The organism is Luteimonas soli, from assembly GCF_042648865.1.
GTDB lineage: Bacteria > Pseudomonadota > Gammaproteobacteria > Xanthomonadales > Xanthomonadaceae > Luteimonas > Luteimonas soli.
The window spans coordinates 431,463-444,450 of record NZ_JBHRYA010000007.1; the positions used below are offsets into that span (position 1 = coordinate 431,463).

The following is a 12,988-nucleotide window of genomic DNA, read 5'->3' on the forward strand; positions in this document are numbered from 1 at the left end:
GGAGATCCCCCATGCTGCGACCGCTCGTCCTTGCCGCTGCCATCAGCCTCGCCCTCGCGGCGTGCAATGGCCAGGCTCCCGAAGCCGGCACCCCCGCCCCCGACCAGCCGACCGCCGAGGCCGACGCCGCCGTGACTCCCGCCGCCACCGACAATCCCCTGCTCACCGCCAGCACCCTGCCGTTCCAGGCGCCGCCTTTCGACAAGATCGAGGACGCCGACTTCCTGCCGGCCTTCGAGGAAGGCATGAAGCAGCACCTGGCCGAAGTCCGCGAGATCGCGGACAACCCCGAGCCGCCCACGTTCGAGAACACCATCGTGGCGATGGAGAAGAGCGGCGAGACCCTCGGCCGCGTCGCCCGCGTGTTCTTCGGACTGGTGCAGGCCGACACCAACGACGCGCGGCAGAAGATCCAGGAAGAGATCGCGCCGAAGCTGGCCGCGCACCAGGACGAGATCGCCCTCGATCCCAAGCTGTTCGAGCGCGTGAAGGCGATCTACGACCAGCGCGACACGCTGGACCTCGACCCGGTGCAGAAGCGCCTGGTCGAGCGCGACTACGACGATCTCGTCCGCGCCGGCGCGCAGCTGTCCGACGCCGACAAGGCGACGATGCGCAAGCTCAACGTCGAGGAAAGCACGCTGTCGACGAAGTTCCACAACATGCTCGTCGCCGCCGCGGCCAAGGGCGCGGTGGTGGTGGACGACAAGGCGAAGCTGGCCGGCCTGTCCGAGGGCGACCTGGCCGCCGCCGCGCAGGCCGCGCAGGACCGCAAGCTGGAAGGCAAGTGGGTGTTCCCGCTGCAGAACACCACCCAGCAGCCGGTGCTGGCATCGCTCGAAGACCGCGACCTGCGCGCGCGCATCCTCGAAGCCTCGATGACCCGCACCGAGCACAACGACGAGAACGACACCCGCAAGACCATCCAGCGCCTGGCGCAACTGCGCGCGCAGAAGGCCAAGCTGCTCGGCTACGACACCTACGCCGCCTACAGCCTGGCCGACCAGATGGCCAAGACGCCGGAGAACGCGCTCAAGCTGCTCACCGACACCGTGCCCGCGGCCACCGCCAAGGCCCGCGGCGAGATCGCCGAGATGCAGAAGGTGATCGACGCGCAGGGCGGCGACTTCAAGCTAGCCGCCTCGGACTGGGACTTCTACGCCGAGCAGGTCCGCAAGGCCCAGTACGACCTCGACCAGAGCCAGATCAGGCCGTACTTCGAGCTCGACAACGTGCTGCAGAACGGCGTGTTCTTCGCCGCCAACCAGCTGTACGGCATCAGCTTCAAGGAGCGCAAGGACATCCCGGTCTACAACCCGGACGTGCGCGTGTTCGAGGTGTTCGACCAGGACGGCAGCTCGCTGGCGCTGTTCTACTGCGACTACTTCAAGCGCGACAGCAAGTCCGGCGGCGCGTGGATGGACGTGTTCGTCGACCAGAACGGGCTTACGGGCACCAAGCCGGTGGTCTACAACGTCGCCAACTTCACCAAGCCCGCGCCCGGCAAGCCCGCGCTGCTGAGCTTCGACGACGTGACCACGATGTTCCACGAGTTCGGCCATGCGCTGCACGGCATGTTCTCGGACGTGAAGTACCCATCGATCTCCGGCACCAGCACCTCGCGCGACTTCGTCGAGTTCCCGTCGCAGTTCAACGAGCACTGGGCCACCGATCCGAAAGTGTTCGCCAACTACGCCAAGCACTACGAGACCGGCGAGCCGATGCCTCAGGCACTGGTCGACAAGATCAAGAAATCGCTCACCTTCAACCAGGGCTACGCCACCACGGAATACCTGTCCGCCGCGCTGCTCGACATGGCCTGGCACACGCTGCCGGCTGACGCGCCGCTGCAGGACGTGGACAAGTTCGAGGCCGACGCGCTATCGAGGTTCAAGGTCGACCTGCCGGAAGTCCCGCCGCGCTACCGCACCAGCTACTTCGACCACATCTGGGGCGGCGGCTACTCGGCCGGCTACTACGCCTACTTCTGGTCCGAGGTGCTCGACGACGACGCGTTCGAATGGTTCAAGGAGCACGGCGGCCTGACCCGCGAGAACGGCCAGACCTTCCGCGACAAGATCCTCTCGCGCGGCAACACCGTCGACCTTGCCACCCTGTACCGCGACTTCCGCGGCAAGGACCCGAGCGTGGAGCCGTTGCTGGAGAGTCGTGGGCTGAAGTAGGCTCGCGAAGCAATAGAGCCAGGAAGCCCTTCTCCCGCGTGCGGAGAAGGGCTGCAGGCAGGCCAGGGAAAGTCGCTCTTGATCGTCATTCCCGCCTTCGCGGGGATGACGGCAGTTGTTCGGATCTCCCTCAGGCGATTGCCGGCGCCGTCGCGATCCGCGCCAGCTTGTCCGGGTTGCGCATGATGAACACGTCGCTGAGCCGGCCGTCCTCGTCCCAGGCGAAGGACACGGCCGCGGTCGCGACGTCGTCTTCGTACTGGATCAGGCCGCGCCGGCCGTTGATCGTCGCTTCCTCCAGCCTCGTGTCGGCCCACCAGGCGTGCAGGCCGGCCTGGATGAAATGCAGGACTTCTTCCGGCCCATGCATGACGCGGCGCGCCGCGGAGACCTTGCCGCCGCCGTCGGCCGAGAGGCGCACGTCGTCCGACAGCAGGCCGGCGAGTGCGTCGACCGAACCGGTGGCGATCGCGGTGCCGAAGGCGGCCAGCAGCTGCCGCTGGCGTTCGGGCGGCGTCGCATGGCGGACCTTCGCCCGTTCGATGTGGCCGCGGGCGCGCGACACCAGCTGGCGGCAGGCCGGCTCCTGCAGGTCGAGCGTGCGTGCGACCTCGGGGTAGGGCAGGTCGAAGATCTCGTGCAGCAGGTAGGCGGCGCGCTCCTTCGGCGTGAGTCGCTGCAGCGCCAGCAGGAAGGCGGTGGTGAGCGAGGACGCGAGTGCCGCCGCGTGCTCGGGCGACGCGTCCGGCGGTGCATGCCCGAACGCCTCGTCGTTGGCGGTCTGCACCGGCTCCGGCAGCCACGGGCCCACGTACTCCACGCGCGCGCGGTCGGCCGAGCGCAGGATGTCGAGGCAGTGGCGCGTGCACACGGTCGTCAGCCATGCCGTCGGGTTGCTGATGTCGTCGCGGTCGTTCGCCTGCCACTTCAGGAACGTGTCCTGCACCGCGTCCTCGGCGTCGGCGCGTGAGCCGAGGATGCGGTAGGCCAGGCCGAGCAGGCCCGGGCGGGCCTGCTCGAATTCTGCGAGGTCGTCGCGTGCGTCCATCGTCACTGGCGGCGGCTCACTGGTTGGAGATGGAGATGCGGTTCCACAGGTTGATCATCGCGATGTCCGCGCCTAGCGCGGCGACCTCCTGCTCGGAGAAGTGCTCGCGCAGCGCGGCGCGCAGGCCCGGCAGCGCCGACTGGTCGTCGAGCCGGGTCATCGCCTCGGTGAACGCCAGCGCGGCCTTCTCGCGCGGGGTGTAGTCGTCGACATGGCGCCAGACGACCAGCCGGTCGAGCCGTTCACTGGTCTCGCCGTCCTTGCGCGCATCGTGGGTGTGCATCTTCACGCAGTGCGCGCAGCCGTTGATCTGCGAAGCGCGCAGGACGACCAGGTGGTGGAGGCCGGGTTCGAGCCCGAGCGCATTGATCGCGGGATTGACCTGGGCCAGGGCCTGCATCACGGCGGGGGCCTGCTGCGGATAGCGGATGGTGGTGTTGTCTTTCATGGGGGATTCCTCTTGTCAGGCGGGGTGCCTTGCCTGTTCGACGATCCAGCGTCCGAGGCTGTGACATCACCCCGTGCGCGCCGTTGTGGGAGCGGCTTCAGCCGCGATCTTTTGATCCCGGCTTTGACAGAAGCGACTTCAGCCACGAGCGTTTCGTGCTTCATTGCCGAAGATCAGAAGCTCGCGGCTGAAGCCGCTCCCACAAGAGCAGGTCCGGCACCGATCAAGGGGATCCATAGCCGCCGAAGCTGCCCGCCGCGCCGGGGAACACTACCGGGCTCTCAGACCCGTCCTTGCCCACCGCCGACACGCCGAAGAAATAGTTGTCGATCACCACGTTCTCCAGCGTGTGCTGTGACACGTCGCCAACCCAGCGGCTGTGCGTCCACTGCGGTTCGGTGGTCAGCCGCCAGTAGACCTTGTAGCCGGCGAGGTTCGGCGCCTGCGTTGCCGGAGGGCGTTTCCACTTCAGCGTGGTGTCGGCGCTCACCGCGCCCTCGATCGACACGTCCGCCGGTGGCGGCGGCGCCGAGGCCATGCCGGCCAGGCTCACCGCGTTGAGCGCGGTCAGTTTCGCCACGTAGTCGAAGTCCACGCCCTCGATCACGTCGCCGTAGGCGATGCCGTCCTCCGTCCGCAGGTCCTGGTGCTGGCGGTTGTAGTTCTCGTTGGTCTCCATCACCCGCACCGCCGGGTAGCCCAGGTCGTTGAACGGGCGGTGGTGGCCGCCGCGGCCGAAGCGGTCGAGCCGGTAGACCATCATCACGTCGAGGTTGGGTACGTACAGGTCGGCCATGCGGTCGATGTAGCGGGCCAGGTTGCGTGAGGGCGAGTCGACCTCGCCGCCGGTGAAGCGGCGCGCGCGGGCTTCGGCCGGCGTCTCGGTCACGCGCGTGCCCTCGGCGAACACGCGCGCGGTCGTGTTGTCGACCACGCCGTTGATCCCGGCGATGTTGCCGATCATGTCGTTGTTGAGCACCGCCTCGATGCGCCAGCCCTCGGCCTGCGCCTTCGCGGCGACGATCTTGCCGCCGAACAGCCCCTGCTCCTCGCCCGACAGCGCGGCGTAGACGATGGTACCGGGGAACTTGTGCTGCGACAGGATGCGTGCAGCTTCCAGCGTGCCGGCGATGCCCGAGGCATTGTCGTTGGCGCCCGGCGAGTCGGAGGTGAAGTCCATCACGTCGGAAACGCGCGAGTCGATGTCGCCGCTCATGATGACGTAGCGGCCGGGGTCCGCAGTGCCGCGCTGGATCGCGAGCACGCTGACCACTTCGGTCGGTTCGGGAATGCGCTCCTGCCCGGAGATCGTGTCGCCGACGTCGATCACTTCCAGGCAGCCACCGCACTGCGCGGAGATGCGCTCGAACTCGGCGTGGATCCAGCGCCGCGCCGCGCCGATGCCGCGCGTGTCGGACGTCGTGTCCGACAGCGTGTGGCGCGTGCCGAACGACACCAGCTTGCGGATGTCGGCTTCGATGCGATCGGCGGAGGGCGCGGCGGCGATGTCATGCAGGACCGCCTGCGTGGCGGGTGGAGCCGCAGATGTGTCCGCGGCGAAGACGGCGGGCGCGACGAAGCAGGCAAACAGGGTGGCGTAGGGCAGGTGTCGCATGCGCGGGCTCCGGATTCGCGAGAAGGCGTAAACGGTACGCCATCCGCGCCGTGGATGCGTTCGTCCATCCGCTCCTCGCGTCACCGCCCCCCGATCGCCTCGCGCACCGGCAGCGTGTCCGGCCAGCCGCCGGCCATCGCGGTGTACAGCGATACCGCGCCGATTGCGCTGCGGCTGCGCGCCGCGGCGAAGGCGTCCTGTGCCTGCAGCTGGGTGCGCTCGGCGTCGAGCACCTCGAACAAATCCACCGCACCGGCGTCGAAGCGCACCCGCGCCAGCCGCGCGGCGGTGGCGCTGTCGGCGGCGGCGCGCTCCAGGTGCGCGTCCTCGCTGCGTGCGCGGGCGTAGCGGACCAGTGCGTTCTCGGTGTCCTCGAGCGCCAGCAGCACGGTCTGTTCGTAGCGCGCCAGCGCGCCTTCGGCGTCGGCGTCCGCGGCGGCGATGCGCGCGCGGACGCGGCCGATGTCGAGGAACGACCAGTCGATGCCCAGCGCGATGAAGCGCGTTTCGCTGTCACGTTCGAACAGCGAGCCGGCATCGATCGCCTGGCTGCCGATCAGCCCGCCCAGGGTGAAGCGCGGGAACAGGTCGGCGGTGGCCACGCCGATGCGTGCGGTGGCCGCATGCAGGCGTTGTTCGGCGGCGGCGATGTCGGGGCGGCGGCGCAGCAGGTCGCCGGGCGTGCCGGCGTCGAGCTTCGCCGGCAACCCGGGCAGCGCGCGTGCGGGCGTGAGTTCCGCGATCAGCGCATCTGGCGTCTTGCCGACCAGTACCGCCAGCCGGTGCATGTCGAACGCGACCTGCGCTTCCAGCGCCGGGATGCGCGCGGACGTGGTTTCCAGCTGCGCGCGTGCGCGCGCGGTGTCGAACCCGGTGCCGCGCCCGGCGTCCAGGCGCGCGTCGACCAGGCGCAGGGTCTCGCGCTGGTTGTCGGCATTGTCGCGGGCCACGCGCAGGCGCTCCTGCAGGCCGCGCAGGTCGAAGTAGGTGCGCGCGACCTCGCCGACGATGGCGACCTGCGCCGCTGCGAGGTCCGCTGCGCTCGCCGCGGTCTCCGCGCGTCCGGCCTCGACGCCGCGGCGGATTCGGCCGAACAGGTCCAGCTCCCAGCTGGCGTTGATGCCGGCGCTGTAGCTTTCGCCGTCGCGGTCGCCGCGCGCCACGCCCGGCGCCTGGTCGGTGCTGGCGCGGCTGTCGCTGCCCTCGGCGCTGGCGGTGACCGTCGGGAAGTAGTCGAACTTCGATCCGCGCAGCAGCGCGTTGGCGCGGTCGTAGCTGGCCAGCGCGATGCGCAGGTCGTGGTTGGCGGCCAGCGCCTGTTCGACCAGCGCGGTCAGCTGCGGATCGCCGAAGCCCTGCCAGAACGCCGGGTCGGCGTTCGCGGCGGCGATTGCGTCGGTCGCCGTTGGCGGCGACTGGATGAACGCATCCGGCATCGCCACGTCGGGGCGCACGAAGTCGGGGCCGACGGTGCAGGCCGACAGCGCCAGGCTCAGCGCAGCGGCCTTCAGCAGCACGAGCGCCGTGGGCTTGTAGTCATTCATGTGGGGTCTCCTTGTCTTCGTCGGCGCGGGGCGGGGCTTTCGCCCCACCGTCCCGCTGCCGTTCGGCCGGCAGCTGTTCGAACAGCCGGCGGATGTCGTCGTTCGACGGAATGCGCGGCGCGGGGTCAGCCATGGGACACCTCTGCCGGCAGCGCGGGCGCCGGTGCCGCCTTCGCGCCGCGCGTGACCAGCTTGCGCAGCGCGACGTAGAACACCGGGGTCAGGAACAGGCCGAACAGCGTCACGCCGATCATTCCCGAGAACACCGTGATGCCCGTGGCCGAGCGCACCTCGGCGCCCGCGCCGTGGCTGAGCACCAGCGGCACGGTGCCGGCGATGAAGGCGATCGAGGTCATCACGATCGGGCGCAGGCGCAGGCGGCAGGCTTCCAGCGCCGCTTCCACGATGCCTTTGCCCTGCAGCTCCAGCTCGCGCGCGAACTCCACGATCAGGATCGCGTTCTTGCACGCCAGCCCCATCAGCACCACCAGGCCGACCTGCACGAACACGTTGTTGTCGCCGGTCAGGTACACGCCGAGCAGCGCCGAGAGCATGCACATCGGCACGATCAGGATCACCGCCAGCGGCAGCGTCCAGCTCTCGTACAGCGCGGCCAGCACCAGGAACGCCAGCAGCACCGCCAGCGGGAACACGACCAGCGCCGCCTTGCCCTGCGTGGCCTGCTGGTAGCTCAGGTCGGTCCACTCGATGTCCATGCCGTTGGGCAGCACCTGCTGCGCCAGCGCCTCGACCTGTTCCATCGCCTCGGCGGAGGACAGGATCGACGGATCCGCCTCGCCCATCAGGTCGGCCGCGGTGTGGCCGTTGTAGCGGATCACCGGGTCGGGGCCGAAGGTTTCGCTGACCCGCACCATGCTGCCGATCGGCACCATCTCGCCGTCAACGTTGCGGGTGCGCAGGTTGGCGATGTCGTCGACGCTGTCGCGGAAGCTGCCGTCGGCCTGGGCGATCACCTGCCAGGTGCGGCCGAACAGGTTGAAGTCGTTGACATAGGCCGAGCCGAGGTAGGTCTGCAGGGTGTCGAACAGCTCGGTCAGCGGCACGCCCTGCGCCTTCGCCTTGGCCCGGTCGACCTCGGCGTCGAGCTGCGGCACGTTGGCCTGGTAGCTGGTGTTCATGTAGCCCAGGCCGGGCGTCTGCAGGCCGGCGCCCTGGAACGCCTGCACCGCGCTCTGCAGCGCGCCGTAGCCGAGGTTGCCGCGGTCCTCGATGAAGAACGAGTAGCCCGATCCGTTGCCAAGCCCCTGGATCGGCGGCGGCAGCATCGAGAACGCGAAACCTTCCTGGATGCCGGCGAGTTTCGCGCTGAGCTCGGCGTTGATCTCCTCCGCGCTGCGGTCGCGCTCGTCGAACGGCTTGAGGGTGATGAAGGCGACCCCGTAGTTGGGCGTGTTGATGAACTGCAGCGGATTGAAGCCGGGGAAGGCGACGTTGTTCTGCGTGCCCTCGACCTCCATCGCGATCGCGCCGATCTTCCTCAGCGCCGCGTCCGTGCGTTCGATGGACGCGCCTTCGGGCATCTTGACGCCGGCGATGAGGTAGCCCTTGTCCTGCACCGGGATGAACCCCCGCGGCACCAGCTGGAACATCAGCCCGGTCGACAGCAGCAGGACCGCATAGACCGCGAACACCGCGCCGCGCTTGCCCAGCGCCTTCGATACGCCGCGCTGGTAGCGGTGCGAGTTGTCGGCGAAGAAGCGGTTGAACGGCCGGAACAGCCAGCCGAACAGGCGCTCGATCAGCCGCGACGGCCCGTCCTTCGGCGCGTCGTGCGCCTTGAGCAGGCGCGCGGCCAGGGCCGGCGACAGGGTCAGCGAATTGATCGCCGAGATCACCGTCGAGATCGCGATCGTCACCGCGAACTGCTTGTAGAACTCGCCGGTCACGCCGGACAGGAACGCCATCGGCACGAACACCGCGCACAGCACCAGCGCGATCGCGATGATCGGGCCGGAGACCTCCTTCATCGCCAGGTGCGCGGCCTCCAGCGGCTGTGCACCGGCCTCGATGTGGCGTTCGACGTTCTCGACCACCACGATCGCGTCGTCGACCACGATGCCGATCGCGAGCACCAGGCCGAACAGGCTCAGCGTGTTGATCGAGAACCCGAGCAGGTACAGCGCGGCGAACGTGCCGACGATCGACACCGGCACCGCGAGCAGCGGGATGATCGAGGCGCGCCAGGTCTGCAGGAACAGGATCACCACCAGCACCACCAGCAGCGTCGCCTCCAGCAGGGTGGTGACGACTGACTTGATCGAGTCGCGCACGAAGACGGTGGTGTCGTAGATCGACTTGTACTCGATCCCCGGCGGGAAGCTCTTCGACAGTTCCTCCATCCGCGCCATCACCTCGTCGCGGATCTCCAGCGCATTGGCGCCGGGCGCCTGGAAGATGCCGATCGCGGCGGCGTTCTGGTCGTCCAGGCGTGCGCGCATGGTGTAGTCGCCGGCGGCCAGCTCGATGCGCGCGACGTCGTCCAGGCGCACGAGTTCGCCGTCGCCACCGTTCTTGATCACGATGTCGCCGAACTCCTGCGGCGTCGACAGTCGTCCCTTGGCGTTGATCAGGGTCAGGAAGTCGCTGCCGTTGGGCATCGGCTCGGCGCCGAGCTGGCCGGCCGAGACCTGCACGTTCTGCTCGCGCACTGCACGCACGACGTCGCCGGCAGTCAGCCCGCGCGAGGCGATCTTGTCCGGATCCAGCCACAGGCGCATCGCGTAGTCACCGCCGCCGAACGGCTGCGCGTCGCCGACGCCGGGGATGCTCGCCAGCTGGTCCTTCACGTGCAGGCGCAGGTAGTTGCGCAGGTACAGGGTGTCGTACTTGCCGCTGGGCGACGTCAGGTGCACCACCATCAGGAACACCGGCGACTGCTTCTGCACGGTGATGCCCTGGCGGCGCACGTCCTCGGGCAACCGCGCCTGCGCCTGGCTGACGCGGTTCTGCACCAGCACGGTCGCGTCGTCGGCGTCCACGCCGGGCTTGAAGGTGACGGTCATCTGCAGCACGCCGTCGGAACTGGCGACCGACTTGACGTACATCAGCCCCTCGACGCCGCGGATCGATTCCTCCAGCGGCGTGGCGACGGTTTCGGCGATCACCTTCGGATTGGCGCCCGGGTACACCGTGCGCACCATCACCGACGGCGGCACGACTTCGGGGTATTCGCCGATCGGCAGCAGCGGGATCGAGATCAGGCCGGCGGCGAAGATCACGATCGACAGCACCGCGGCGAAGATCGGCCGGTCGATGAAGAATCTTGAGAAGTCCATGGCGGAGGTCCTGGTGTTGGCTCCTCCCCCTGCGAAGGCAGGGGGAGGCTGGGAGGGGGTGCCGTCGGATCACATGCGGTGCTTCCGCAGGAAAACGCCGACGTCGAAGCAACCCCTCCCCAACCCTCCCCTGCCTGCGCAGGGGAGGGAGCAAGAACGAAAAGCCGGTCGGCCTTCCCCGCGCGGGGAGAGGGGATTCACGGGGAAGGCCGGCGGCAAGGGGTGTGCATGGATCGATGCGTATCGATCCGTGCGCAGGTCGGGGCTATGTCCCCGACGCCTTGTGCAAACGCAGTGCGGCCTTGCGGGAAGAGCTCGCGGCTGAAGCCGCTCCCACAAGGGCGCCTGGAGCGCTACTTCATTGCAACTTGCTGTTCGGGCGAGGGCGCGGGTGCGCCCATGGCGATCGTCTTCGGCGCCACCGGCATGCCCGGCATGAATACCTTCTGCACGCCGTGCACGATCACCTTGTCCTTCGCGTCCAGGCCCGACTGCACCACGCGCAGGCCGTCGATCATCCGGCCGAGTTCGACGTCCTTGCGCACCGCCTTGTTGTCCGGGCCGAGCACGTAGACGTACTTGCGGTCCTGGTCGGTGAGCACGGCCTTGTCGTCGACCAGCATCGCCTTGAACTCGCCGCTGCCCTGCACCTGCACGCGCGCGAACAGGCCCGGCGTGAACACACGGTCCGGGTTGGGCAGCACCGCGCGGGCGCGGATGGTGCCGGTGGCCGGGTCGACCTGGTTGTCGACGAAGTCCACCGTGCCCTCGTGCGGGAAGCCGGTCTCGTTGGCCAGACCGATGCGCACCGGGTTGCTCGAACGCGTGCGTTCGCCCTTGCGCGCGAGTTCCGCGTAGCGCAGGTAAGTCTGCTCGTCGCTTTCGAAGTACACGTACATCGGGTCCTGCGAGACCAGCGTGGTCAGCAATGTCTGGTCCGCCTGGGCGAGGTTGCCCTCGGTGACCATGGCGCGGCCGATGCGGCCGTCGATGGGCGCGCGGACCCGGGTGAACTGCAGGTCGAGCTTCGCCGCTGCAACCGCGGCTTCCGCGGCGCGCACGCCGGCGTCGCCCTGTGCGCTGGCGGCCTTGCGCGTTTCGAACTCCTCGCGCGAGATCGCCTTGGCTTCGATCAGGGTCTGCGCGCGCGCGTCCTGTGCCTGCGCAAGCTTGGCCTCGGCATGCGCGCGCTGCAGCTGCGCGCGAGCCTGGTCGAGCGCGGCCTGGTAGGGGCGCGGGTCGATCACGAACAGCAGGTCGCCCTTCTTGACCTCCTGGCCTTCGTCGAACGCGACGCGCTGCACGTAGCCGCTCACGCGCGGACGCAGTTCGACGCTTTCGACGGCAGTGACGCGGCCATTGAAGGTGTCCCACTGGTGCACGGGCTTGCTCAGCACGGTGGCGACGCTGACTTCGGGCGGCGGCGGCATGCCGGCGCCGGGAGCTGCCTCGCTGCTGCCGCAGGCGGAGACGGCGATGGTGATCATCGATGCGAGCGCAAGGATGGCCAGCGTGCGCACGGGGGCGCGGTGGGAATGTCCGCCCGGGGCACCCGAGCGGACCAGGGTGGGAAAGACGGGCGGCAGGCGGGTGGGGGCGATTCGGGCGTTCATCGAGGGGAGGTTTCCTGGTTGGGTTTTGGTTGTTGGTCGGGTTTGGCGTCGGCGTCGCGGGTGCCGAGGCGGTCGAGCAGGCTGCGCGCGTCCTGCAGGCAGCGTGCCGGCAGCGGGTCGTGCGGGCGCTCCGTTTCTTGCGTCTGTTCTCGCGCCGGCTGCAGGTTGGTGGATTCGCGCGACGTGGCGCGCATGGAAGCGGGCGTGTCGACCGGCGGCCGATCGATGTCGTCGCTCCACAGGTCGAAGCCCAGCGGCTGCGCGGTGTGGCCGACCACCGCCTGCGCCGGCCGGCGGTCGCGCGGGTCGAGCAGCGCCAGCGCGTGTCGCGCGATCGAGTCCGCGCCCGGCCAGCTGCTGCAGGCGTGGCGCGCGTTGGCGTCGGTGCGCGCCGGCGAATCGATCGCCAGCAGCTGCACCCGCACCGGCAACGCGCGGGCTTCGTCGTGCAGCACGCGCGCGAGCATCCGCAGCGCCGCGGCGCCGATCGAGTAGTGGCCGTAGCCGGCCCACGGATGCTCGGCGCCCGGGCCGCCGATCAGCACGTAACCACCGTGGCCGTGTTCGGCCAGCAACGGCAGCAGGTGGCGGGCGGCGAACAGGTGCGGCAGCAGGTCTTCGTCCAGGCGCCGGCGCAGGAACTCCTCCGGCTGGTCGATCAGCCGCCCGCGCTCGATGTGGCCGCGGATCGCGGCGACCACGCCCGAGATCGGCCGGTCGAGGTCGCGCAGCCGCCGTGCCAGCGCCGCGGCTTCGCCATCGCTGCCGACCGAGGCGTCGACCAGGGTCAGGTCGGCGCCGGGGTGGCGTTCGCCCAGGGCCGCCAGTGCCGCGGCGTCGCGGGCCACGGCAATGACCGGCTGCGCGGTCTTCACCGCGGCGTCGACCACCGCCGCACCGATGGCGCCGGTGGCGCCAATGACGACCAGACTGTGACGCGGGACAATGCTCATTGTCCCGCTCCCGGGATTTTGCCTCCCGAAAATCCCGCGTCGGCGTCGTGATCGAGGCCCGCGAGGATCGCGTCCACCAGCGGCATCAGCAGCAGCGTCAGCGGGATCGCCAGCAGTGCAGCCAGCCCCATGGCGTTCGTCATGGAGAGGTCAAGCCATTGATTGAAAACGAAAGATGCCAGCAATTGCAGGTCGAGCAGGGTCAGGACGACCAGGCCGGACTGCAGCAGGCGACGACGGACGGGGGCACGCATGAGAGGGCTCGCTTGGCGGGATGCGGCACAAGTT

10 protein-coding genes are annotated in these 12,988 nt (G+C 69.2%); 1 reads left to right on the forward strand and 9 read right to left on the reverse strand.

Features of this window, described 5'->3' with window-relative positions; genetic code table 11:
• The first annotated feature begins 11 nt into the window (after positions 1–11).
• The gene (dcp, locus tag ACFONC_RS09365; protein WP_386743457.1) at positions 12–2,183 is read left to right on the forward strand and encodes a peptidyl-dipeptidase Dcp; all 2,172 of its coding nucleotides are present in this window, start codon (positions 12–14) and stop codon (positions 2,181–2,183) included.
• A 130-nt stretch (positions 2,184–2,313) separates the two neighbouring features.
• Here dcp and sigJ read toward each other — a convergent pair whose 3' ends face one another.
• The 9 genes from sigJ to ACFONC_RS09410 all read right to left on the reverse strand — a co-directional run bounded on the left by sigJ (position 2,314) and on the right by ACFONC_RS09410 (position 12,954).
• The gene (gene sigJ, locus ACFONC_RS09370; protein ID WP_386743458.1) at positions 2,314–3,231 is read right to left on the reverse strand and encodes an RNA polymerase sigma factor SigJ; all 918 of its coding nucleotides are present in this window, start codon (positions 3,229–3,231) and stop codon (positions 2,314–2,316) included.
• A gap of 16 nt (positions 3,232–3,247) precedes the next feature.
• On the reverse strand, positions 3,248–3,679 hold the full coding sequence (locus tag ACFONC_RS09375; protein WP_386743459.1) for a carboxymuconolactone decarboxylase family protein: 432 nt from the start codon (positions 3,677–3,679) through the stop codon (positions 3,248–3,250).
• Between the two features lie 223 nt (positions 3,680–3,902).
• Positions 3,903–5,294 carry a M28 family metallopeptidase gene (locus ACFONC_RS09380; RefSeq protein ID WP_386743460.1) on the reverse strand — a complete coding sequence of 464 codons (1,392 nt, stop codon included), beginning with the start codon at positions 5,292–5,294 and terminating at the stop codon, positions 3,903–3,905.
• An 80-nt stretch (positions 5,295–5,374) separates the two neighbouring features.
• Complete coding sequence (locus ACFONC_RS09385) at positions 5,375–6,838, reverse strand: efflux transporter outer membrane subunit (RefSeq protein ID WP_386743461.1); 1,464 nt, start codon at positions 6,836–6,838, stop codon at positions 5,375–5,377.
• Positions 6,831–6,971 (reverse strand): hypothetical protein, encoded by a 141-nt coding sequence (locus ACFONC_RS09390; RefSeq protein WP_386743462.1) that lies wholly within the window; start codon positions 6,969–6,971, stop codon positions 6,831–6,833. Before ACFONC_RS09390 ends, ACFONC_RS09385 begins: the two co-directional genes overlap by 8 nt.
• Positions 6,964–10,134, reverse strand: a complete 3,171-nt coding sequence (locus tag ACFONC_RS09395) for an efflux RND transporter permease subunit (protein WP_386743463.1) — start codon at positions 10,132–10,134, stop codon at positions 6,964–6,966. The genes ACFONC_RS09390 and ACFONC_RS09395 overlap by 8 nt, the downstream gene beginning before the upstream one ends.
• A gap of 353 nt (positions 10,135–10,487) precedes the next feature.
• Entirely contained in the window at positions 10,488–11,621 is a 1,134-nt protein-coding gene (locus tag ACFONC_RS09400; protein WP_386744627.1) for an efflux RND transporter periplasmic adaptor subunit, read from the reverse strand.
• A gap of 122 nt (positions 11,622–11,743) precedes the next feature.
• Positions 11,744–12,700 carry an SDR family NAD(P)-dependent oxidoreductase gene (locus tag ACFONC_RS09405; RefSeq protein ID WP_386743464.1) on the reverse strand — a complete coding sequence of 319 codons (957 nt, stop codon included), beginning with the start codon at positions 12,698–12,700 and terminating at the stop codon, positions 11,744–11,746.
• Positions 12,697–12,954, reverse strand: coding sequence for a hypothetical protein (locus ACFONC_RS09410; protein WP_386743465.1), 258 nt, complete (start codon positions 12,952–12,954; stop codon positions 12,697–12,699). Before ACFONC_RS09410 ends, ACFONC_RS09405 begins: the two co-directional genes overlap by 4 nt.
• Between the last annotated feature and the right edge of the window lie 34 nt (positions 12,955–12,988).